Origin of the sequence: Dyadobacter psychrophilus (assembly GCF_900167945.1) — a bacterium.
Classification (GTDB): domain Bacteria; phylum Bacteroidota; class Bacteroidia; order Cytophagales; family Spirosomataceae; genus Dyadobacter; species Dyadobacter psychrophilus.
Genome location: NZ_FUZA01000007.1, coordinates 118,309 through 140,310, shown reverse-complemented (window position 1 = coordinate 140,310; position 22,002 = coordinate 118,309). Strand labels below are relative to the sequence as shown.

The 22,002-nt window shown below is 41.5% G+C and carries 35 protein-coding genes; all 35 read left to right on the top strand.

The genetic code is table 11. The features are described 5' to 3' along the window. Positions 1 to 195 precede the first annotated feature (195 nt). The 35 genes from rplC to B5X68_RS22295 all read left to right on the top strand — a co-directional run bounded on the left by rplC (position 196) and on the right by B5X68_RS22295 (position 21,959). A complete protein-coding gene (gene rplC / locus B5X68_RS22465) occupies positions 196 to 816 on the top strand; it encodes a 50S ribosomal protein L3 (RefSeq protein WP_026631229.1) in 621 nt (206 codons plus the stop codon). A gap of 5 nt (positions 817 to 821) precedes the next feature. Then, the gene (rplD, locus tag B5X68_RS22460; protein WP_082217008.1) at positions 822 to 1,451 is read left to right on the top strand and encodes a 50S ribosomal protein L4; all 630 of its coding nucleotides are present in this window, start codon (positions 822 to 824) and stop codon (positions 1,449 to 1,451) included. A gap of 2 nt (positions 1,452 to 1,453) precedes the next feature. Then, positions 1,454 to 1,741, top strand: coding sequence for a 50S ribosomal protein L23 (rplW, locus tag B5X68_RS22455; protein ID WP_025764313.1), 288 nt, complete (start codon positions 1,454 to 1,456; stop codon positions 1,739 to 1,741). A 41-nt stretch (positions 1,742 to 1,782) separates the two neighbouring features. Then, a complete protein-coding gene (gene rplB / locus B5X68_RS22450; protein WP_026631232.1) occupies positions 1,783 to 2,607 on the top strand; it encodes a 50S ribosomal protein L2 in 825 nt (274 codons plus the stop codon). A gap of 9 nt (positions 2,608 to 2,616) precedes the next feature. Next, entirely contained in the window at positions 2,617 to 2,895 is a 279-nt protein-coding gene (gene rpsS / locus B5X68_RS22445) for a 30S ribosomal protein S19 (protein WP_026631233.1), read from the top strand. A gap of 53 nt (positions 2,896 to 2,948) precedes the next feature. Then, positions 2,949 to 3,338 (top strand): 50S ribosomal protein L22, encoded by a 390-nt coding sequence (gene rplV, locus B5X68_RS22440; RefSeq protein WP_082217007.1) that lies wholly within the window; start codon positions 2,949 to 2,951, stop codon positions 3,336 to 3,338. Between the two features lie 19 nt (positions 3,339 to 3,357). Next, positions 3,358 to 4,215: a 30S ribosomal protein S3 gene (rpsC, locus tag B5X68_RS22435; RefSeq protein ID WP_082217006.1), complete on the top strand. Its 858-nt coding sequence runs from the start codon at positions 3,358 to 3,360 to the stop codon at positions 4,213 to 4,215. Positions 4,216 to 4,259: 44 nt separating this feature from the next. Further along, on the top strand, positions 4,260 to 4,691 hold the full coding sequence (rplP, locus tag B5X68_RS22430; protein ID WP_026631234.1) for a 50S ribosomal protein L16: 432 nt from the start codon (positions 4,260 to 4,262) through the stop codon (positions 4,689 to 4,691). Between the two features lie 36 nt (positions 4,692 to 4,727). Next, positions 4,728 to 4,922: a 50S ribosomal protein L29 gene (gene rpmC / locus B5X68_RS22425; RefSeq protein WP_026631235.1), complete on the top strand. Its 195-nt coding sequence runs from the start codon at positions 4,728 to 4,730 to the stop codon at positions 4,920 to 4,922. A gap of 15 nt (positions 4,923 to 4,937) precedes the next feature. Beyond that, entirely contained in the window at positions 4,938 to 5,201 is a 264-nt protein-coding gene (gene rpsQ / locus B5X68_RS22420) for a 30S ribosomal protein S17 (RefSeq protein ID WP_082217005.1), read from the top strand. A gap of 2 nt (positions 5,202 to 5,203) precedes the next feature. After that, complete coding sequence (gene rplN / locus B5X68_RS22415) at positions 5,204 to 5,572, top strand: 50S ribosomal protein L14 (protein ID WP_026631237.1); 369 nt, start codon at positions 5,204 to 5,206, stop codon at positions 5,570 to 5,572. Positions 5,573 to 5,620: 48 nt separating this feature from the next. Next, entirely contained in the window at positions 5,621 to 5,962 is a 342-nt protein-coding gene (gene rplX / locus B5X68_RS22410) for a 50S ribosomal protein L24 (RefSeq protein ID WP_026631238.1), read from the top strand. A 73-nt stretch (positions 5,963 to 6,035) separates the two neighbouring features. Beyond that, the gene (rplE, locus tag B5X68_RS22405) at positions 6,036 to 6,596 is read left to right on the top strand and encodes a 50S ribosomal protein L5 (RefSeq protein ID WP_026631239.1); all 561 of its coding nucleotides are present in this window, start codon (positions 6,036 to 6,038) and stop codon (positions 6,594 to 6,596) included. 26 nt (positions 6,597 to 6,622) lie between these two features. After that, positions 6,623 to 6,892, top strand: a complete 270-nt coding sequence (gene rpsN, locus B5X68_RS22400; protein ID WP_082217004.1) for a 30S ribosomal protein S14 — start codon at positions 6,623 to 6,625, stop codon at positions 6,890 to 6,892. Between the two features lie 76 nt (positions 6,893 to 6,968). Then, positions 6,969 to 7,367 carry a 30S ribosomal protein S8 gene (gene rpsH / locus B5X68_RS22395; protein ID WP_026350532.1) on the top strand — a complete coding sequence of 133 codons (399 nt, stop codon included), beginning with the start codon at positions 6,969 to 6,971 and terminating at the stop codon, positions 7,365 to 7,367. A 21-nt stretch (positions 7,368 to 7,388) separates the two neighbouring features. Then, positions 7,389 to 7,946, top strand: coding sequence for a 50S ribosomal protein L6 (gene rplF / locus B5X68_RS22390; protein WP_082217003.1), 558 nt, complete (start codon positions 7,389 to 7,391; stop codon positions 7,944 to 7,946). Between the two features lie 44 nt (positions 7,947 to 7,990). Then, positions 7,991 to 8,344: a 50S ribosomal protein L18 gene (gene rplR, locus B5X68_RS22385; protein ID WP_082217002.1), complete on the top strand. Its 354-nt coding sequence runs from the start codon at positions 7,991 to 7,993 to the stop codon at positions 8,342 to 8,344. A 14-nt stretch (positions 8,345 to 8,358) separates the two neighbouring features. Beyond that, entirely contained in the window at positions 8,359 to 8,874 is a 516-nt protein-coding gene (rpsE, locus tag B5X68_RS22380) for a 30S ribosomal protein S5 (RefSeq protein WP_082217001.1), read from the top strand. Positions 8,875 to 8,905: 31 nt separating this feature from the next. After that, positions 8,906 to 9,085 carry a 50S ribosomal protein L30 gene (gene rpmD, locus B5X68_RS22375; protein ID WP_082217000.1) on the top strand — a complete coding sequence of 60 codons (180 nt, stop codon included), beginning with the start codon at positions 8,906 to 8,908 and terminating at the stop codon, positions 9,083 to 9,085. Positions 9,086 to 9,098: 13 nt separating this feature from the next. Continuing rightward, positions 9,099 to 9,545 carry a 50S ribosomal protein L15 gene (gene rplO, locus B5X68_RS22370; RefSeq protein ID WP_082216999.1) on the top strand — a complete coding sequence of 149 codons (447 nt, stop codon included), beginning with the start codon at positions 9,099 to 9,101 and terminating at the stop codon, positions 9,543 to 9,545. A gap of 58 nt (positions 9,546 to 9,603) precedes the next feature. Beyond that, positions 9,604 to 10,917: a preprotein translocase subunit SecY gene (secY, locus tag B5X68_RS22365; protein ID WP_082216998.1), complete on the top strand. Its 1,314-nt coding sequence runs from the start codon at positions 9,604 to 9,606 to the stop codon at positions 10,915 to 10,917. An 8-nt stretch (positions 10,918 to 10,925) separates the two neighbouring features. Continuing rightward, positions 10,926 to 11,723, top strand: coding sequence for a type I methionyl aminopeptidase (gene map, locus B5X68_RS22360; protein ID WP_082216997.1), 798 nt, complete (start codon positions 10,926 to 10,928; stop codon positions 11,721 to 11,723). 12 nt (positions 11,724 to 11,735) lie between these two features. Then, positions 11,736 to 11,954 (top strand): translation initiation factor IF-1, encoded by a 219-nt coding sequence (infA, locus tag B5X68_RS22355; protein WP_015813810.1) that lies wholly within the window; start codon positions 11,736 to 11,738, stop codon positions 11,952 to 11,954. A 41-nt stretch (positions 11,955 to 11,995) separates the two neighbouring features. Continuing rightward, complete coding sequence (ykgO, locus tag B5X68_RS22350; RefSeq protein WP_015813811.1) at positions 11,996 to 12,112, top strand: type B 50S ribosomal protein L36; 117 nt, start codon at positions 11,996 to 11,998, stop codon at positions 12,110 to 12,112. A 5-nt stretch (positions 12,113 to 12,117) separates the two neighbouring features. Next, the gene (gene rpsM / locus B5X68_RS22345; RefSeq protein ID WP_026631248.1) at positions 12,118 to 12,495 is read left to right on the top strand and encodes a 30S ribosomal protein S13; all 378 of its coding nucleotides are present in this window, start codon (positions 12,118 to 12,120) and stop codon (positions 12,493 to 12,495) included. Positions 12,496 to 12,536: 41 nt separating this feature from the next. Then, positions 12,537 to 12,932: a 30S ribosomal protein S11 gene (gene rpsK, locus B5X68_RS22340; protein WP_026631249.1), complete on the top strand. Its 396-nt coding sequence runs from the start codon at positions 12,537 to 12,539 to the stop codon at positions 12,930 to 12,932. 85 nt (positions 12,933 to 13,017) lie between these two features. After that, complete coding sequence (gene rpsD / locus B5X68_RS22335) at positions 13,018 to 13,623, top strand: 30S ribosomal protein S4 (protein ID WP_026631250.1); 606 nt, start codon at positions 13,018 to 13,020, stop codon at positions 13,621 to 13,623. A gap of 124 nt (positions 13,624 to 13,747) precedes the next feature. Then, on the top strand, positions 13,748 to 14,737 hold the full coding sequence (locus tag B5X68_RS22330; RefSeq protein ID WP_026631251.1) for a DNA-directed RNA polymerase subunit alpha: 990 nt from the start codon (positions 13,748 to 13,750) through the stop codon (positions 14,735 to 14,737). A 72-nt stretch (positions 14,738 to 14,809) separates the two neighbouring features. Continuing rightward, positions 14,810 to 15,388 (top strand): 50S ribosomal protein L17, encoded by a 579-nt coding sequence (gene rplQ, locus B5X68_RS22325; RefSeq protein ID WP_082216996.1) that lies wholly within the window; start codon positions 14,810 to 14,812, stop codon positions 15,386 to 15,388. 153 nt (positions 15,389 to 15,541) lie between these two features. Continuing rightward, the gene (gene carA / locus B5X68_RS22320) at positions 15,542 to 16,645 is read left to right on the top strand and encodes a glutamine-hydrolyzing carbamoyl-phosphate synthase small subunit (RefSeq protein WP_082216995.1); all 1,104 of its coding nucleotides are present in this window, start codon (positions 15,542 to 15,544) and stop codon (positions 16,643 to 16,645) included. 90 nt (positions 16,646 to 16,735) lie between these two features. Beyond that, positions 16,736 to 18,007, top strand: a complete 1,272-nt coding sequence (eno, locus tag B5X68_RS22315) for a phosphopyruvate hydratase (protein ID WP_082216994.1) — start codon at positions 16,736 to 16,738, stop codon at positions 18,005 to 18,007. 59 nt (positions 18,008 to 18,066) lie between these two features. After that, on the top strand, positions 18,067 to 18,399 hold the full coding sequence (locus B5X68_RS22310) for an FtsB family cell division protein (protein ID WP_082216993.1): 333 nt from the start codon (positions 18,067 to 18,069) through the stop codon (positions 18,397 to 18,399). A 44-nt stretch (positions 18,400 to 18,443) separates the two neighbouring features. After that, positions 18,444 to 19,976, top strand: a complete 1,533-nt coding sequence (gene gpmI / locus B5X68_RS22305; RefSeq protein WP_082216992.1) for a 2,3-bisphosphoglycerate-independent phosphoglycerate mutase — start codon at positions 18,444 to 18,446, stop codon at positions 19,974 to 19,976. A 172-nt stretch (positions 19,977 to 20,148) separates the two neighbouring features. Continuing rightward, on the top strand, positions 20,149 to 20,679 hold the full coding sequence (locus B5X68_RS22300) for a hypothetical protein (protein WP_082216991.1): 531 nt from the start codon (positions 20,149 to 20,151) through the stop codon (positions 20,677 to 20,679). A gap of 326 nt (positions 20,680 to 21,005) precedes the next feature. Further along, complete coding sequence (locus tag B5X68_RS22295) at positions 21,006 to 21,959, top strand: DUF8428 domain-containing protein (RefSeq protein WP_082216990.1); 954 nt, start codon at positions 21,006 to 21,008, stop codon at positions 21,957 to 21,959. Positions 21,960 to 22,002 lie beyond the last annotated feature (43 nt).

Sequence of the window (22,002 nt, the reverse complement as noted above, 5' to 3'; positions counted from 1 at the left end):
TTGAATGCTTGTGCTTAATGGCACAATTCGACAGTTCTCAGAATTCGAGGTCAGATGGTTCAAATCATCTGACCTTTTTTGCTGATTATCAGCGAGAAATATTTTAAAGCTGCTAGGATGCATGAATTTGATTTCATACCTTTGCAGTCCGTTTTAAAGAATAAGGGTTTTACCTGCTAATTTTAATTTCAAAACATGTCTGGTTTAATTGGTAAGAAAATCGGAATGACTAGTTTGTACAATGCTGACGGGCAGGCTCTGGCATGTACTGTGATTCAAGCTGGTCCTTGTGTTGTTACACAAGTTAGGTCCGAAGAAAAGGATGGCTATAAAGCTATTCAGTTAGGTTTTGGTGAAAAGAAAGAGAAAAGTTCTTCCCAGCCTATGATTGGCCACTTCAAGAAAGCCGGTACAACTCCCAAACAAAAAGTGGTTGAGTTCAAGGAATTTGAAGTGGAGCATGAACTTGGAACTTCATTATCTGTTACGGATATCTTTGAAGAAGGCGAGTTTGTTGACGTTGTTGGTTCTGCCAAAGGCCGCGGTTTTCAGGGTGTTGTAAAGCGCCATGGTTTCGCAGGGGTAGGTGGTCAGACTCACGGTCAGCACAACAGAGCGCGTCACCCAGGTTCGATTGGTGCTTGTTCATTCCCATCACGTGTATTTAAAGGCATTCGTATGGGTGGACGCATGGGTAACAATCGTGTAAAAATTCAGAATTTACGTATTCTGAAAGTGATCCCTGAGCAGAACCTTTTGGTTGTTAGTGGCTCAGTACCTGGTTCAAAGAATTCATTTCTAATCATTGAGAAATAGCACCGATGGAACTGTCCGTATTAAATATAAAAGGAGAAGATACCGGCAAGAAGGTAAGTGTGTCTGAAGAAATTTTTGGCATCGAACCTAACACGCACGCGATCTATCTCGATGTGAAGTTGTACTTGGCTAACCAACGTCAGGGAACACACAAATCTAAAGAACGTGCAGAGGTTAATCACTCTACTCGTAAAATCAAACGTCAAAAAGGAACAGGTGGAGCTCGTGCAGGTAGCATTAAATCTCCGGTGTTCGTAGGTGGTGGTCGTATTTTCGGTCCACGTCCTCGTGACTACGGTTTTAAAATCAATAGAAAAGTTAAAGTTTTGGCTCGTAAGTCAGCTTTCTCTGCAAAAGCTCAGTCTGATTCGATTTCAGTTCTTGAAGCATTCACATTTGATGCCCCAAAAACTAAGTCTTATTTGAATGTTTTGAATTCACTTGCATTGGTGAATACCAAAACACTTCTAATTCTTCCATCTGTTGACAGCAATGTATATCTGTCAAGCCGTAACATTCCAAAAGCAAAAGTTACGACAGTGGACGCGGTCAACACGTATGACCTGATGTATGCAGACCGTCTTTTGATAAGTGAATCTGCTCTGTCTATTTTGGAAACCCAATTGAACAAATAATCATGAGTGTACTGAAACGTCCGATTATAACCGAAAAGGTAACGGCTCAGGGTGGTCAAGGAAAATATGCCTTCGAAGTGTCCCTTACTTCTAATAAAGTAGAGATCAAAAAGGCTATTGAGAAACTGTTCGGGGTTACCGTAGAAAGCGTTCATACAATGCGCAGCATTGGAAAAAGCAAATCCCGTACATCGGGTGGTAAGTTTGTAAGTGGAAAAACTTCAACTATCAAAAAGGCTATCGTAACAGTAGCTGAAGGTGAAATCATCGATATCTACGGTGAAGCATAAGAATAGTTGAGCGATTCAAATCTTTGACGAGTTAATAGCAAATGGCAGTTAAAAAATTAAAACCGACAAGTGCTGGTCAGCGTTTCCGCTCCGCTCCTACATTCGAGGAGATCACAACGGCGAAACCTGAAAAGAGTCTTCTGGAAACCATCAAAAGAACAGGTGGTCGTAATAGCCAGGGACACAGGACCATGCGACATATAGGTGGCGGGCATAAAAGGAAGTATCGTGTAATTGATTTCAAAAGAAATCGTTTCGATGCACCAGCCACAGTAATTTCAATTGAATACGATCCAAACCGTTCAGCGCGTATTGCGTTGGTGCAGTTTGAAGATGAAGAAAAAAGATATGTGATTGCTCCAAACGGACTGAAAGTGGGACAAGTAATTGTTTCAGGCAGTTCAGTAGCACCGGAAGTTGGTAATGCGCTTCCATTAGGTTCTATGCCAATTGGTACAATTGTTCACAATATCGAGTTGACTCCTGGTAAAGGTGGTCAGTTTGCACGTAGCGCGGGAGCTTATGCTCAGCTTGTTGCGAGAGAAGGAAAATACGCAGTATTGAAAATGCCATCTGGCGAAATGCGTATGATACTTTCTACTTGTATCGCAACAGTTGGAACAGTTTCTAATGCAAGTCACATGAATGTTGCATTAGGAAAAGCAGGCCGTCGTCGTTGGTTAGGTCGCCGCCCACGTGTACGTGGTGTTGCAATGAACCCAGTCGATCACCCAATGGGTGGTGGTGAAGGTCGCTCATCAGGGGGCCAGCCTAGATCAAGAAACGGACAGTTCTCTAAAGGACTTAAGACTCGTGATCGCAACAAGCATTCTGAGAAATTGATTATCAGCCGTCGTAAAAAATAATAGTATAACATGGCACGCTCATTAAAAAAAGGACCATATATCGATTTTCGTCTTGAGAACAAAGTAACTGTGATGAACAGTGCTTCACGGAAATCAGTAATCAAAACCTGGTCACGACGCTCAATGATATCGCCGGATTTTATCGGGCATACATTCGCAGTGCATAATGGAAACAAGTTTATTCCGGTTTATGTAACTGAAAATATGGTTGGTCACAAACTGGGAGAATTCTCTCCTACACGTAACTTCCGTGGCCACACAGCAAAAAAAGATAAAGGTAGAAAATAATTAGTCGACGATAGCTGGTTCTGTCACAGGAACGAGCCTATATCTGAAAGAACATGGAAGCAAGAGCTATATTAAAAGATGTGCCTACTTCTCCTCGCAAAATGAGGTTAGTAGCCGACATGATTCGCGGACAAAAGGTCAGCAAGGCGTTGGCACTATTAAAGTTTCAACCGAGAGCTTCTTCACCGGTTTTGCACAAAGTTTTACTTTCTGCAGTTGCTAACTGGCAACAACTGAATGAGGATGCGAAGCTGGAAGACGCTGATCTTATTGTCAAAACCGTATTTATTGACGGTGGACGTATGTTAAAGCGTTTGCGCCCTGCACCGCAAGGAAGAGCACATAGAATCCGTAAGCGTTCGAACCACATCACAATCGTGATCGACGATGCTTCTGCTTCTATCGCAAGCGCAGACAAAGAATCAGTAATCACCGAATCATAAGTAAAACGATCTATATCGAATGGGACAAAAGGTTAATCCTATAGGTCTGAGACTAGGAATTGTTAGAGGATGGGAGTCAAGTTGGTATGGAGGAAAAGACTTCTCTGATAAATTAGTTGAGGACGAGAAAATCCGTAATTACATCAAAGCACGTATCCCAAAAGGATCGATCTCAAAAGTAGTTATTGAAAGAACATTGAAACGTATCACATTAACAATCCACACTGCTCGTCCGGGTATTGTAATTGGAAAAGGTGGTAGCGAAGTTGATAAAATCAAAGAAGAGCTTAAAAAGATCACAGGAAAAGACGTTCAGATCAACATTTATGAGATCAAACGTCCTGAGATCGATGCGAAATTGGTAGGCGAAGCAATCGCTCAACAACTTCAGGCTCGTATTTCATATCGTAGAGCAATGAAGCAGTCAATTGCTTCTGCAATGCGGGTTGGAACACAAGGAATCAAAATTCGTCTTGCTGGTCGTCTTGGTGGAGCTGAAATGGCTCGTACTGAGGAATACAAAGAAGGAAGAATTCCTCTTCACACTTTGAGAGCTGATATCGATTATGCAATCTCAGAAGCACAAACGATCTACGGAAAAATCGGTATTAAAGTTTGGATCTTCAAAGGAGAGCTTTACGGTAAGAGAGATTTGACACCAAGTGCTGCAACAGCTGCATCTGACCGTGCTGAAAGAAGCGCATCAGGCGGAAACGACCGTGGTGGAAATGATCGTGGCGGAAGAGATCGCAGAGGTGGTGGTCGTGATGGTGGAGCACCTCGTGGAGAAGGCGGTGGTGGCGGAAGCGAAGCAGATCGTCGCAAACGCAATAACAGCGGTGGTGGCAACAACAACAATAGGAATAAGAAGAAGTAATCCGACATTTTCCGGTAATGCACCGGTTCAAATAGATTAAAATCATGTTACAGCCGAAAAGGACAAAATTTCGCAAGCAACAAAAAGGCAAGGGCTCCTATAATGGTTTGGCTACTCGCGGACATGAAATCGCATTTGGTTCTTTTGCTATCAAAGCGCTTGAACCAGGTTGGTTGACCGCACGTCAAATTGAAGCTGCACGTATTTCAGTGACTCGTGCTATGAAACGTGAAGGCCAGGTATGGATTCGTGTTTTCCCTGACAAGCCAATTACCAAGAAGCCAGCGGAAGTTCGTATGGGTAAAGGTAAAGGAGCTCCTGAATATTGGGTAGCACCGGTTAAGCCAGGAACAATCATCTTCGAAGCAACTGGTGTTACATTGGATACCGCTAACGAAGCATTGCGTTTGGCCGCACAGAAGTTGCCAATTAAAACCAAGTTCGTTGTACGTCGGGATTATCAGGAAGCGAATTAACCCGAATGTTATTAAGAACGCTAATTATTTAAAGCAATGACTAGTAAAGAAATAAAAGATCTGTCGCAAGATCAGCTTAAAGAGCAGATCGCTCAGGAGCGGGAGCGCTTATTGCGATTGAAATTCGCTCATGCGATTTCACCAATTGAAAACCCTTTGCGTATTCGTACCTCGCGTAAGGAAATTGCAAAACTCTTAACCGAGCTGTCGGCTAAAAGTAACCAACAGTAAATCAGTTTAGAAATTATGGAGGCAACAGAAAGAAATTTACGTAAAGAAAGAGTTGGCAAAGTAGTGAGCAACAAAATGGAGAAATCCTGTGTGATCACTGTGGAGCGTAAAGTGAAGCATGCCAAGTATGGTAAGTTTATGACTAAAACTACCAAGCTTATGGTGCATGACGAAACCAATCAGGTTGGAATCGGTGATACGATTCGCGTGATGGAAACACGTCCGCTTAGTAAGAATAAGCGTTGGAGATTAGTAGAAATCCTTGAAAGAGCTAAGTAACAATGGTACAGCAAGAATCAAGACTGTCGGTAGCAGACAACAGTGGAGCGAAGGAAGTACTCGTAATTCGTGTACTTGGTGGAACTGGCAAACGCTATGCCTCAGTGGGCGATAAAATCGTCGTAACAGTAAAATCAGCTCTTTCTTCGAGCAATATGAAAAAAGGAACGGTTTCAAAAGCCGTTGTGGTTCGTACAAAAAAAGAAGTACGCCGTAAAGATGGAACCTACATCAGATTTGAAGATAATGCAGCTGTTTTGTTAAACAACAATGACGAGCCTCGTGGTACTCGTATCTTTGGACCGGTTGCAAGGGAATTGCGCGAAAAGCAATTCATGAAGATCGTTTCACTGGCACCTGAGGTGTTGTAAGAAATCGAAACTCTAGTATTTCTTTGAACTGATAAGAGAATATCTAAAATGGAAAGCAAAAATAAAAAGGCACCGGCTAAGTTGCACATTCGCACTGGAGATACTGTTAAGGTAATCTCAGGCAATGCAAAAGGCGAGACTGGTGTTATCAAGAAAGTGGATATCGAGAAGCTTAGAGCTGTTGTTGAAGGCGTTAACATGATTACAAAGCATGTTAAGCCTAACGCACAAACTCCACAAGGAAGCATTGAAAAGCGTGAAGGTGCAATTCACATTAGTAACCTAATGGTGGTTGATCCTAAAACTGGCGAAGCAACCAGAACTGGTCGCAAGGCAGATGACAAAGGAAAGCTTCAGCGTTTTTCGAAAAAGACAGGAAATATTTTATAATTCCTTGTTCATTTAGAACCTGGAATTGAATATAAACGGTGGGTCGGTAATCCACAATAATATCTTCAAAAAGATGGCACAGCCGAGATTAAAAGAAAAGTATGTAAGCGAAGTTGTTTCGCAGCTGAAAGACAAGTTTCAGTACAAGTCAGTAATGCAGGTTCCTCGTTTGACTAAGATAGTTATCAATAAGGGAATTGGTGCAGCGGTGGCAGACAAAAAATTGGTTGATACTGGTGTTGAAGAATTGAGCCAGATCACCGGTCAAAAGGCAATAGCAACAATTTCTAAGAAAGCGGTTTCTAACTTCAAGTTGCGTGAAAACATGCCGATTGGAGCAAAGGTTACACTTCGTGGCGATCGTATGTATGAGTTTCTTGATCGTTTGACTGCAATTGCAATGCCTCGTGTAAGGGACTTCAAAGGTATCAGTGATAAAGGATTTGACGGACGCGGAAATTATACGTTCGGTGTTAAAGAGCAAATCATTTTTCCTGAGATTAGTATAGAAAAGGTGAATAAAATTACCGGTATGGATATCACATTCGTTACTTCAACTAATTCGGACGAAGAAAGTTATGAATTGTTGAAGGCACTGGGTATGCCATTTACAAATGCGAACAAACAAGGATAATTCTTAATATAAGATATTTACCGACAATGGCAAAAGAATCAGTTAAAGCACGGGAGAGAAAAAGAGAGGCACTTGTAGCTAAATTTGCTGAAAAGCGTACAAAATTAAAAGCTGCTGGTGACTGGGTTGGTTTGGATAAATTACCACGTAACTCTTCTCCTGTTCGTCTACATAATAGGTGCAAAATCACGGGAAGGCCTCGGGGTTACATGCGGAAGTTCGGAATTTCCAGAGTTCTGTTCCGGGATATGGCGTCTGACGGCAAGATTCCGGGTGTTACAAAATCAAGTTGGTAAGAATACTTTCAATTCTGATTTCAATTACTTAACTTTGCACTCCCGTTTCAAAGGGGTGTTTAAACTAGGCATAAAAATGTTAACGGATCCCATAGCAGATTATCTGACGAGACTCAGAAACGCTATCAAAGCGAAGCACAGGGTTGTTGAGATACCTGCATCCAACATAAAAAAAGAAATAACTAAAGTACTTTTTGATAAAGGGTATATTCAGAGTTATAAATTTGACGAAGTAGGTCCTCAGGGTGTAATCAAAATAGCTTTGAAATACAATCCTGTGACAAAGCAATCTGCAATTGTGAAATTGGAGAGGGTTAGTAAGCCTGGACTTCGTAAATATTCAGGTTCATCAACGCTACCACGCGTATTGGGTGGATTAGGAACTGTTATCATTTCTACTTCTAAAGGAGTTATGACTGACAAGGAAGCTAAGACGCTGAATGTGGGTGGAGAGGTGTTATGTTTCGTGTATTAATATTTAAAAGTTATTCAGGAAATGTCACGTATAGGAAATAAAATTATCGTTTTGCCTTCAAGCGTTTCTGTGTCAGTTGCAGAAGGTAATGTGGTGTCGGTTAAGGGACCTAAGGGAACACTTACGCAAGTTGTTGACAGCGATATCAGTGTAGAAATCGAGGGGAGCGAATTGAAAGTAAGCCGCCCGACCGAGCAAAAGCGCCACAAGGCACTTCATGGCTTGTATCGGTCTTTGATCAATAACATGGTCATTGGCGTAGACGCTGGTTATAAAAAAGAATTGGAAATTATTGGGGTTGGTTACAAAGCAAGTGCGGCAAATAATGTGCTGGAACTTCAACTTGGTTATTCTCACAATATTTTCATGGCGATTCCAGAAGAAATTAAACTTTCGACTACGTCTGAAAAAGGACAGAACCCGAAGGTGATCCTGGAAGGAATTGACAAAGAACTAATTGGTTCTGTTGCTGCGAAGATCAAATCGCTTCGTAAGGTTGAGCCTTACAAAGGTAAGGGTATTCGTTTCGTTGGTGAAGTTGTTCGTCGCAAGGCTGGAAAGTCTGCTTCTAAAAAGTAGTAGTTCACCGAATTAGATTATAAACAAGTAAGACAAGTTTGAAAATGGCTACCGCAAAAGCAGATAGAAGACAACGCCTTAAATATCACATTCGTAAGAAAGTGAAAGGTAGTTCGGAGCGTCCGAGATTATCGGTCTTCCGCTCTAACACCAGCATTTATGCGCAAATTATAGATGATATAAATGGTGTTACGCTTGCAAGCGCATCATCAGTAGACCTGGGTGGAAGAAAAGAGAACTCTAATGTAGATACGGCTCTCCAGGTTGGCAAAAAGATTGCCGAAAAGGCACAAGAAGCAGGTATTCAGACTGTAGTTTTTGACAGAAATGGATATTTGTATCATGGTAAAGTAAAAGCATTGGCCGAAGGAGCTCGTGAGGGTGGCCTGAAATTCTAAGTATAACAAAGACTATGTCTACAAATACAAAACCTTCAAAGGTTAACGAATCTGACTTGAAAGAACGCGTAGTGGCGATCAATCGGGTAGCAAAAGTAGTAAAAGGTGGTCGTCGTTTTAGCTTTTCGGCTATCGTTGTTGTGGGAGATGGAAACGGTGTTGTTGGATATGGACTTGGCAAAGCAAACGAAGTAACGGATGCGATCGCTAAGGGCATCGATGATGCTAAAAAGAATCTAATTCAAATTCCAATGCTCAAGCATACTGTTCCTCACCAGATGGAAGGTAAATTCAGCGGTGGTTTTGTATTGATCAAACCAGCTGCACCCGGAACAGGAGTTCTTGCTGGTGGACCTATGCGCGCGGTACTTGAAAGTGCCGGAATTAAAGATGTACTTGCGAAATCAAAGGGGTCGTCGAATCCTCATAACGTAATCAAAGCTACAATTGACGCTCTTTTGAAAATGAGAGCTCCTCATCAGGTTGCTTTCCAGCGTGGTGTTAAATTGGACAAAGTATTCAACGGATAGTCTTAGGATTATCCTTTATCTGAGCGTGATCATGTCAAAAGTACGTATTACACAAGTTAAGAGCACAATCGATCGTCCGGAGAGACAGAAGCTTACTATTAAGGCGTTAGGACTTGGTAAGTTAAACAGAACGGTTGAAAAAGAAAATAGCGAAGCCATTGCTGGTATGATCCGCAAGGTAAGCCACTTGGTTAAAGTAGAAGAAATTTAACATATATTAAAGTATGAATCTTAGTTCATTAAAACCGGCTGTTGGATCTGTTAAGACAGGAAAGAGAGTTGGACGTGGTCAGGGCTCTGGTAAAGGAGGAACAGCTGCACGTGGACATAAAGGGGCTCAATCTCGTTCTGGTTATAGCCGCAAGGTGGGTTTTGAGGGTGGACAGATGCCACTTCAAAGACGTTTGCCTAAATTTGGGTTTAACAATATCAACCGAGTAGAGTACAAAGCGCTTAATCTGGATGCAATCCAGGCATTGGCTGAAAAGACCAGCGCATCAGTAATTACTTTGGATTTGATCCGTGAGAATGGTTTATGTGCAAAAAAGGATCTTGTTAAGATATTGAACAGAGGCGAGATTTCATCTGCTGTTGAAGTTCAGGCTAACGGGTTTTCAGCGTCTGCTATTGAAGCCATTGAAAAGGCAGGAGGTAAAGCGGTTAAATTATAATTTTGCTTTTTGGTTAAACATTAATTTGTTTAATAACTAGCTTATGTAAGCCCACGACATGAAACGATTTTTAGAGACTATAAAACACATATTTGCAATTGAAGAGTTGAGAACAAGAATTCTCAACACTCTTTTGTTTATAACGATTTTCCGTTTGGGGTCTTACGTGGCTTTGCCCGGCGTTGAGCCGGATCAAATGAATGTTTCCACTCAGGGATTATTGGGCCTTCTGGACACCTTCTTAGGAGGGGCATTCAGCAAGGCATCGATTTTTGCGTTGGGTATCATGCCCTATATTTCTGCTTCGATTGCGATACAACTTTTGACAATGGCTTTGCCTTATTTTCAAAAGATGCAAAAAGAGGGGGAGTCTGGTCGTAAGAAGCTCAATCAGATAACCAGGGTCTTGACGATTGTGGTTACCTTGGTACAAGGCACAGCTTATTTAAATACAACAGTTCCTGATGAGGCTTTATTGGTATCAAGAAGCCTTTTCTCCATATCTTCTGTTTTCGTCCTAACGGCAGGAACAATGTTCTGTATGTGGCTAGGAGAAAGAATTACTGATAAGGGAATAGGCAATGGAATATCAATGTTGATTATGATCGGTATTGTTTCCAGATTTCCGGGGGCAATTTATAAAGAGTTCGTATCGCGTGGTAGCGGTCAGATATTGTTGACTGTACTAGAAATTGTCGCGCTTTATTTTGTGATAATGGGTGCTGTAATGTTGACACAGGCAGTACGTAGGATACCGATTCAATATGCAAAGCAAGTTGTTGGTAACCGTGTGATGGGTGGACAACGTCAATATTTACCGTTAAAACTTAATGCTGCTGGTGTAATGCCAATTATTTTTGCGCAAGCACTAATGTTTATTCCATCATTGGGAGCATCTTATTTCGCTGAAAAAAGTGACTTTGCTAGTAACGTAGCAACGATCTTCGCTAACTATACGACTTGGCAATACAACTTGTTGTTTGCGGTTTTAATTATTGTGTTTACTTTCTTTTACACCGCAATTTCGGTTAATCCGCAGCAAATTGCTGATGATATGAAAAGAGGAGGTGGTTTCATTCCTGGTGTTAAGCCTGGGCAGCAGACCTCAGAATATATCAGTTCTATACTTGACAGAATTACATTCCCAGGATCGCTGATGCTTGCAGTTGTTGCTACCTTGCCTGCTTTTGCGAGTTTACTAGGTGTGTCTACTGATTTTGCTCACTTCTTCGGAGGAACTTCATTGCTTATTATGGTTGGCGTTGTTTTGGATACGTTGCAGCAAATAGAAAGCTACCTGTTAATGCGGAGATATGAAGGATTGATGAAATCTGGTCGTGTAAAAGGTAGGACCGAGAGCGTCGCCATCTAAGATTTGTGATGATTTATTTAAAGACAGAGGAAGAAATTAGTTTAATCAGAGAAAGCGCCCAAGTTTTAGGTAAAGCGCATGCTGAAGTTGCGTTATGGGTTAAACCAGGTGTAACAACTAACAAGCTTGATTCTGTAGCAGAAGAATATATTAGAGATAATGGGGGTATCCCATCGTTTAAGGGATTCAATAAGTTTCCTGCATCACTTTGCATTTCCGTTAATGAAGTTGTAGTTCACGGTATTCCAGGAAGCTATGTATTAAAGGAAGGAGATATTGTCTCAATTGATTGTGGGGTTAAATTAAATGGATTTCACAGCGATAGTGCTTACACTTACCCGGTAGGGGAAGTGAAGTCAGAGGTTATGAATCTTTTAACAGCTACAAAGAAATCTTTATACAAAGGGATTGAGCAAGCGGTTGATGGACTTAGAATTGGCGATATTGGATTTGCAGTACAGAATTACGTTGAGGAAAGAGGATATACTGTTGTGCGGGAATTAGTAGGACATGGAGTTGGAAAGGATCTCCATGAAAGCCCAGAGGTTCCTAATTATGGAAAGCGCGGAAAGGGTATCAAATTGAGGGAAGGAATGGTTCTGGCAATTGAGCCAATGATCAATCTTGGTGTGAAAACGGTTATGCAGGAGCGTGACGGTTGGACAATCAGAACAACTGACAGAAAATATTCAGCTCATTTTGAGCATACGGTTGTTGTTCGTAAAGGCAAAGCCGAAATTCTGACAACATTCGATTATATAGAAAAAGTGACGGCCAACACCAGCCTTATGGTTGAAGTAATGTAATTAACGCTACGAATGGCAAAACAAGCATCAATCGAACAAGACGGAGTTATTTTAGAAGCCCTTTCCAATGCAATGTTTCGTGTGGTTTTAGAGAATAAGCATGAAGTAATCGCTCACATTTCGGGAAAGATGAGAATGCATTATATAAAAATTTTACCGGGCGACCGTGTTAAGTTGGAAATGTCTCCTTACGACTTATCAAAAGCAAGAATTACCTACCGGTACAAATAAGGAGAAGACCACCTCAGTATTAACAACAAGTAACATTCGAGATGAAAGTCAAAGCATCAGTAAAGAAACGCAGTGAAGACTGCAAGGTTATACGCCGAAAGGGTAAAGTGTATGTTATTAACAAGAAGAACCCACGGTATAAACAAAGACAAGGTTAATCATTATGGCACGTATTTCAGGAGTTGATATTCCCGACCGTAAAAGGGGCGAAATTTCACTAACTTATATCTTCGGAATTGGACGCAGTTCAGCGAAAAAAATTCTGGAGAAAGCAGGAGTTGACATCAATAAAAAGGTGATCGACTGGAATGATGAAGAGTCTGGTGCAGTTCGTGCGGTTATAGCAGGTGAATATAAAGTAGAAGGTGCACTTAAGTCAGAAGTTCAACTGAGCATTAAGCGCTTAATGGATATCGCTTGTTACAGAGGTCTTCGTCACCGTAAAGGTTTACCATTGCGCGGACAAAGGACAAAGAACAACTCTCGTACTCGTAAGGGTAAACGCAAAACAATCGCGAACAAGAAAAAGGCTACTAAATAATCAGTGAGCGGTGGGTAAAACCACATTTCTATCCATAAGCAATGGCACAAAATAAAAGAAAAGATAAAGCAAAGAAGAGAGTTGTAGTAGTGGAGTCGGTGGGTCAAGTACACATTAAGGCTTCATTCAACAACATTATTATCTCTATTACCAATAACAATGGCCAAGTGATATCCTGGGGATCTGCTGGTAAAATGGGTTTCCGCGGTTCAAAGAAAAACACTCCTTACGCTGCACAAACAGCAGCTCAAAGCTGCGCTCAGGTCGCTTTCGACTTGGGAATGCGTAAAGCTGAGGTTTTTGTAAAAGGACCAGGATCAGGTCGCGAATCTGCGATTCGTACCATCCAGAATGCTGGAATCGAGGTTACTACAATCAGAGATATTACTCCGCTTCCACACAATGGTTGCCGTCCTCCAAAACGTCGGAGAGTATAGTATTTCAATAAATGCCCATTCGTAATTTGGACACTGGGGTTACAGAATGGTTTTCAATAAATTTAAGTAAAACAAAAAGTTTTTAATGGCACGTTATACAGGTCCCAAATCAAAGATTGCAAGACGTTACGGAGAACCCATCATGGGTCCAAGCAAGGCGCTTGCAAAGAAAAATTACCCTCCAGGAGTTCATGGAAAGGGTCGCCGCTCGAAAAAATCTGAGTATGCTTTGCAATTGATGGAAAAGCAGAAGGTGAAATTCATCTACGGTATTCTTGAAAGACAATTCCGTAATCTATTCGAAAAGGCTTCGGTTAAAGAGGGTATTACTGGTGAAAACCTATTGAAATACTGCGAAGCTCGTCTTGATAACACAGTTTACCGCTTGGGCATTGCTCCAACAAGACGCGCTGCACGTCAGCTCGTTTCCCACAAGCATATACTTGTTGATGGTGAAATTGTAAACATCCCTTCTTATTCCCTACGTCCTGGACAAATCGTTACAGTTCGTGAGAAATCTAAATCTCTTGAATCAGTTTCAGAAAGCCTTGCTGGTCACAGCTCAAAAGGGTTCAACTGGTTGGAGTGGGATGGTCAGCAATTGACAGGTAAATTCGTAACCTTCCCGGAACGCGAGCAGATTCCTGAAAACATCAACGAACAACTTATCGTTGAGTTGTATTCTAAATAATCTTCATATTACAGCACGCCTAGTTTACCAGGCGTGCTTTTAGCCGGAAACGGCAATTTTGCGATCGCAAAGGTAACGGTAGCGTGATCAACTATCATTTACTACTATAAAAGGAGCAAGGACTATGTCAATATTAGCTTTCCAAATGCCTGATAAGGTCGTCATGGAAAAAGCAGACGACTTTCACGGGTTGTTTGAGTTTAAGCCTTTAGAGAAAGGATACGGCGTAACCATTGGTAATGCATTACGTAGAATACTTCTTTCATCTTTGGAAGGCTATGCCATTACGAGCGTGAAGTTCCCTGGTGTGCTTCATGAATTTTCTTCTATCGAAGGTATAGTTGAGGATGTAACAGAAATCATCCTGAACCTTAAAATGGTTCGTTTTAAAAAAGTTTCTGATCTGAATGAAAGCAGAATCGTTGTCAACCTTAAAAATGTATCCGTTATTACTGCCGGAGACATTGGCAAGTTTACCAATGCATTTGAAGTTTTAAACCCAGATCAGGTTATTTGCCATATTGATGACCAGAAAGAGTTCGAAATGGAACTTCTTTTGGACAAAGGAAGAGGATACGTTCCTGCTGATGAGCCACGTGCAAATGAATTGCCATTTGGATATATCGCAGTGGATTCTATTTATACGCCAATTAAAAACGTTAAATACAGTGTTGAAAACACACGTGTAGAACAACGTACAGATTACGAGCGTCTTTTGATCGACATTCAAACTGATGGTTCAATCCATCCGGAAGATGCATTGAAAGGAGCTGCAAACATTTTGATTCAACACTTCATGTTGTTCTCTGATCAAACAATGACGTTTGAAAAGCAGAAAGCAGAAGAAGACAATCAGGTGGATGAAGAAATGTTGCGTATGAGAAAACTGCTTAAGACTTCATTGTCTGAGCTGGATCTTTCCGTACGTGCCTATAACTGTTTGAAATCAGCTGACGTTAAATCACTTGGTGATTTAGTAAGACTGGAAATTTCAGACATGATGAAATTCCGCAATTTTGGTAAAAAATCTCTTACTGAGTTGGAACAGCTTGTAGCTGACAAACAACTCACATTTGGAATGGACGTTGCCAAATATCGTTTGGACGAAGATTGATAAATAATTCCATAATAAGTATGTATTCTGTAGCGCGCTAGCCGCCGCTCGAAGCAACTAAACAACAAAACAATGAGACACGGTAAGAAAGATAATCACTTAGGAAGAACAGCATCTCACCGCAAGGCGATGCTATCAAACATGGCTTCTTCTTTGATTATCCACAAGAGAATTGAAACAACACTTGCTAAGGCTAAGGAACTGCGTAAATATGTTGAACCTTTGCTAACGCGCGCCAAAGAAGATTCTACCCACAATAGAAGGGTTGTTTTTTCTTATCTGAATGATAAGGAATCAACAAAAGAGCTTTTTGGAGTTGTTTCGGACAAAATTGCATCTCGCCCAGGTGGTTACACTCGGATCATCAAACTTGGAAACAGACTTGGTGATGCTGCTGAAACTGCACTGATTGAACTTGTAGATTTCAACGACGCATTGCTTCTTGCAAATGCTGACAAACCTGCAAAAACAAGACGTAGCAGAAGAGGTGGAGCGAAGAAAGAAGGAACAGAAGCATCTGCTGCGCCTGTTAAAAAAGAAGATCATCCGGTAGTTGCTGAGGCGGAACCAGTTGCTGACGAAGCACCTGCAGCCAATGACGAAGCTGCTGAAAATAATGACTCACCAGAATCTACGACTGAAAAGGAATAATCTTGGATAATCATTAAGAATATATGGAAAAGGGTTGAACGTTTCGTTTAACCCTTTTTTATGGGTAAAATTTTATAATTTTGCACCGCAGTTTAAAAACACCCGAGCATTTCGCTCAAACTAATAGTAGGCAACAATAGATTTAGCAATAAAATGAGTCAAAAAAAGGAAGCTCTGTTATTACTTGAAGATGGAACGGCATACAAAGGGCTCGCTTTGGGAATAAGCGGGACCACCGGCGGAGAAATTTGTTTTAACACAGGCATGACAGGGTATCAGGAAATCTACACTGATCCTTCTTATTATGGTCAAATCATTGTTAATACAAATTCACACATTGGCAATTACGGCGTGCAGCTTGAAGATGAAGAGGAGTCCGCTTCTGTGAAGATCCGTGGGATGGTATGTAACACATTTTCGCCTATCTATTCCAGATACACGGCGGATTTCTCCTTGCAGGAATATTTTGAAAGAGCCAACATTGTAGGTGTAAGCAATGTGGATACAAGACATATCGTGCGTCACGTAAGACAGCGTGGTGTAATGAATGCAATCATCTCTTCCGAAATCCTGGACGAAAAGGAGTTGATGGCGGAATTGAAAAAGATCCCTTCCATGGACGGCCTTGAATTGTCTTCCGAAGTAACTACGGAGAATTCTTACTTCGTGGGAGACGAGTCGGCAAGCCAGTGGAGAATTGCTGTAATGGATTACGGCATAAAGAAAAGCATTCTTAAAAATTTGACGTCAAGAGGGTGCTATTGCAAGGTTTTTCCTGCAAAAACACCTTTTGAAGAAGTAATGGCTTGGCAACCTGATGGCTTCTTTATATCCAATGGCCCTGGCGATCCGGCAGCAATGCTTTATGCAGTTGAGAATGTAAACCAGATGATCAAAACAAGCAAGCCACTTTTCGGGATTTGTTTGGGACATCAGCTTCTTGCATTGTCAAGCGGGATTAACACATACAAAATGCACCATGGTCACCGCGGATTGAACCATCCGGTAAAAAATTTGATAACCGGGTTCTGTGAGATCACTTCACAAAACCACGGTTTCGCAGTGAACCCTGACGAAATTGAAAACCATCCGGACATTGAGATCACGCACGTGAACTTAAATGATAAAACGATTGAAGGAATTCGGAGAAAGGATTATCCTGCTTTCTCAGTGCAGTATCACCCTGAGGCATCGCCAGGTCCGCACGATTCGCGATATCTGTTTGATGAATTTATTAAATTGTTAAGAGCAAGCTGAAAATATCGAAATCCTCTGTAATGCAGAGGATTTTTTGTGTTATTTTGTACCGTTAAAAATTCTATTTTAAATCAAAACCACAAGCTGCAAATGAGTACGATTCAATCAGTACATGCAAGACAAATTCTGGATTCAAGAGGAAACCCAACAATAGAAGTAGATATTCGTACTGAAAATGGCTATTTAGGACGTGCTGCTGTTCCGTCTGGAGCTTCTACCGGAAAGCATGAGGCCGTTGAACTTCGTGATGACGATAAGAGCGTTTACGTAGGAAAAGGAGTTTTGAAAGCCGTTGAGAATGTCAACGATATTATTTTTCCTGAGTTGATCGGCTGTTCTGTATTTGAGCAAAATCTGATTGATAAAATTATGCTGGAATTGGATGGAACACCTAACAAAGCGAAGTTAGGAGCGAATGCGATTCTTGGCGTATCTCTGGCTGCTGCAAAAGCGGCATCTCAAGAAGCAAATTTGCCTCTTTACCGTTACGTAGGCGGAACCAACGCAAATACACTGCCGGTCCCAATGATGAACATCCTGAACGGTGGAAGCCACGCGGATAATTCTATCGATTTCCAGGAATTCATGATCATGCCAGCGAAAGCGGATACATTCTCGCAATCATTGAGAATGGGCGTTGAGGTTTTCCATACGCTTAAAACAGTTTTGAAAAGCAAAGGATATTCTACCAACGTAGGTGACGAAGGTGGATTTGCTCCAAACATTAAATCAAATGAAGAAGCGATCGAAATCGTAATTCAGGCGATCGAGAAAGCAGGTTACAAGCCAGGTGAAGACATCTTCATCGCAATGGATGCTGCTGTTTCTGAATTCTACGAAGACGGATTGTACCACTTCAAGAAATCAGACGGACGCAAGTTGAGCTCTGACGAAATGGCTGACTACTGGACACAGTGGGTTGCTAAATATCCTATCATTTCTATTGAAGATGGTATGGACGAAGACGACTGGGCAGGATGGGCTACACTTACACAATCTGTTGGTAAGAAGATCCAGTTGGTAGGAGACGATTTGTTCGTAACAAATGTAACACGTCTGCAACAAGGAATCGAATCGCAAATAGCAAACGCGGTGCTTGTAAAAGTTAACCAGATCGGTTCGTTGACTGAGACTATCGATACAGTTAATCTTGCAAAGCGCAATAGCTATAAGAGCATTATGTCGCACCGCTCAGGTGAAACAGAAGATTCAACAATCGCTGACTTGGCAGTTGCATTAAACACTGGCCAAATTAAAACCGGGTCTGCTTCGCGCTCCGACCGTATGGCAAAATATAACCAGCTGCTTCGTATTGAAGAAGAATTGGGTGAAAACGCTTACTTCCCAGGATTGAAATTCTGATATTGCTAATTGAAACCGGAGCTTAATGCTCCGGTTTTTGTATATACACTCGCTTCCGTATGAAAAAAGGATCATTCTGGTCTTTCCAGACGCTAAAAAATTTCTACATAGCCACATTCCTTGCCTGGTTTGTCTGGATCCTGTTTCTTGATAATAATAACATGCGAATTGTTATTTCCAACCGGATGAAAATGAAGGAGCTGGAACATGAAAAAGGGATTCTCCTCGGAAAAATCAAAGAAGTCAAGAAGGAGCGGAATGAGGTTTTTGGTAATCCAAAAATGCTTGAAAAATGGGCGCGTGAGAATTTCATGATGCGAAAGCCCAATGAGGAAGTATATGTAATCGTTGACGAGAAAAATCAACCGGTCGAAGGCAAGAAAAGCGAGTAAGCTGGCCATTGATCATTGCGGACTTATATTTAATTTTTAAGACTTTGAGCAAAAAAGTAATTCTTATTATAATGGACGGCTGGGGCATCGCCAAAACGGGCGAGGAAAGCCGTTCCGCAGTCTTAGCTGCTAACACTCCTTTTTACGACAGCATTATGCAGAAATATCCGCACAGCAGACTTGCTGCCAGCGGCCTGGCTGTCGGTCTCCCCGACGGACAGATGGGAAATTCAGAAGTTGGACATACCAATCTCGGTGCGGGGCGTGTGGTTTATCAGGATCTGGTTAAGATCAATCTGGCCGTTACCGAAGGAACTTTGGGTAACGAACCCGTGCTGACCAATGCTTTGGATTTCGCCAAAACAAACAATAAAAAAGTGCATTTCATCGGTCTGGTTTCCGATGGAGGTGTTCACTCACACATTGATCATTTAAAAGGACTTGTTAAAATCGCTGCGGACAGAGGTTTGACAAATGTCTTTGTACATGCTTTCACCGACGGCCGTGATTGTGATCCAAAAAGTGGTTTAGGTTTTTTGACAGAACTTCAACAAACATTGGATCAGACGACCGGACGCATTGCGAGCGTAACCGGCCGCTATTATGCGATGGATCGTGACAAGCGTTGGGAGCGTGTGAAGCTTGCATATGACGCAATGGTGCACGGTGAAGGTGCCCATGTTGCCTCCGGTGACGTGCTTAAAGCCATTAAAGATTCTTATGAAACAGGCGTTACCGACGAATTTATTCTTCCAATTGTTGCTACTAATCCTGACGGAACGCCTATCGCAGTAATTGAAGATGGGGACGTAGTTTTGTGCTTCAACTTCCGGACCGACAGGGGCCGCGAAATTACAGAAGTGCTTACGCAGCAGGATTTTCACGAGCAAAACATGCACAAGCTCAGTCTTAAGTACATCACAATGACCAATTATGATGACACTTTCAAGGGCGTGGATGTGATTTTTGATAAAGATAACCTTAACAATACATTAGGAGAAGTGCTGGAAGGTGCAGGCAAAAAGCAGATCCGCATTGCTGAAACCGAAAAATATCCGCACGTAACATTCTTCTTTTCGGGTGGCCGGGAGAAGCCTTTTGAAGGAGAAAGCCGCTTGCTTTGTCCATCACCAAAAGTTGCTACCTACGATTTACAACCCGAAATGTCAGCTTTTGGAATAAGAGATTCCATTGTCCCGGAACTGGAAAAAGGAGAGGTGGATTTCGTTTGCCTTAATTTCGCAAATACGGATATGGTAGGCCACACTGGTGTGTTTGAAGCTGCGGTTAAGGCATGTGAGACAGTTGATCAATGTGTGCAAGCTGTTGTAACAACCGGCTTAAATCACGGTTACTCCTCTATTATCATTGCAGACCACGGGAATTCGGATTACATGCTGAATGACGACGGCTCACCAAATACTGCACATTCGTTAAATCTGGTGCCCTGCGTGCTGGTCGATAATAATTATCAGAATCCGATAAAGGATGGAAAGCTGGCTGACATCGCGCCGACGATTCTAGAATTGATGGGAATTGATAAGCCAGCCGAGATGACAGGAGTTAGTATCCTATAAACTAAACCTGTTACAATGATGTTGTTTACCGGAGAGTCCATTGGGCTCTCTGTTTTTTTAGATCTTCTGCGTGATAACGTCAACATTACCAATGCGTTTTATTTCAAAACAACCTTTTCCGAGTCTGGTGTCCTTTAAAAGCAGTTCTTTCTTAATTGTTATTTGCTTATTCATGCTGAGCGCTTGCAGAGAAGCTGCAACGGATACTAACGAAAAGAAGGCTTACTACGACCTTAAAGGTTTTGTAGAAAATCAAATCGTTTACCTGAATGAGAAAAAGCCAAAGGTGACGAAAACGGTCCAGCTGGACGGGAAGAAAGAACTGCGCGCTGAAATCGAAACGGATTGGAAGAAAGAACTGGAATTATTTGCGCAAGCCGATATTAATAAGCCTGCATACCGCAATAGTTATTCTGTGACAAGAAGCGATTCTGCTGTATACGAATACAAAATCAAGCAAGGAGAGAATCTGCCAGTCCGTTATTTAATGATAAAAGTGGATAGTGCAACCCAGCAACCTGTCTTGATAAAAGCCCTGCTACGGTCTGAAAACCGAATTTACAGCTCAGAAAAGTCGATTGAACTGACTGTAACTCGACGAAATAATTTGCTGGAAGTTTCGGCCTATTCCGTGAAAGGCTATCAGAAGCTAATGTTCATGAACGCCAGGTCTTTTAATATTACAGCGAAAATAGGATTTTAGCGGGTTCTTAAATGACGTTTGTTTGTACTGTTACACCATACTTTGGGTAAACATTACCCAATTTTCTTGTTGACGTACCTTTATACAGCCGTTCAGCCCTAATTTTATCCATTTAAAAATACATTTCAAAAAGAGGCTTAGTTACTTACTAGGCCTCTTTTTTGGTATTATTTATATAAAATCAGCAATTAAAGATTGTCAGTAAAGCTTGCAAATCGCGGTTCGGCATACAATTATAGATTACATTATCAAATCCATGTAGACCCGGGATATGTTTTTAACCTGTCACATGAAACTAAATCACATTAAATAAATTCTCTAAATCAATGGAACAAGAACAGAAAAATAAGCAAAGTATCGCCTGGGCAATGGTTGTTGTCCTTGGGCTTGCAACGGCCATGTTTGGCTATTTGTTTACAACTCAGAAAAACGAGTTGACACAACAGGAAACAATGGTGGTTGAAAAAGCTAGAGAACTGGCTGTAACCAAAACTAAATTAGACTCTATTTCAACAGTTCTGGACGCGAAAATCGCTGAAATCGAAAAATTAGGTGGTGATGTAACGGAATTGACAAAAGTTAAAGAGAAACTGGAAGCAGACAAATTGGCTTTCAGCAGAAGCAAGAGAGTTGAGACAAACAAATATCTAGGCAAGATCAAGGAATACGAAAAATTCTTGGTTGAGAAAGATGAGATGATTGCTCAATTGAAACTTGAAAACGAGCATCTGGTAGCTTCAAACGACTCTTTGAGCACCCACGTTGGGAGTTTGACCAGCGAACGTGAGAAGTTGGTACAACGTCAGGCTGAACTTACTGACTCTGTGGTAACTTTTACAGCTGCTAACAAAGAGCTTAGCGATAAAGTAACCAAAGCTGCTGCATTGAAAGCACAGAATCTTAAAATTCTTACTGTTAACTCAAGAGGTAAGGTAAAAGATAAAGAAGAATATAAGGCAAGCCGTGTTGACAAGATCAAAATGGTCTTCACGCTTCCTGAAAATGAGTTGACTGCACAAGAATCTAAGGACATTTATGTTCGTGTACTTGACCCGGAAGGTGCAGTTGTATCGGACGACGCAACTGGATCAGGAGAATTCGAAGTGGACGGAGCTCCATCGAAATTCACGACACGTGAGTCAATTGCTTACCAAAACAACAACCAGAAAGTTGAATTGTTGTATGACAACAGCTCTCAGTTCCGTCCAGGTAAATACAACGTGGAACTGTATGCAGAAGGATATAAAATTGGTGGTGGCAACTTCACTATCAAGAAATAAGGATTCGACTTCACACCATGCATAACTATCAAAGGCGGCTGAT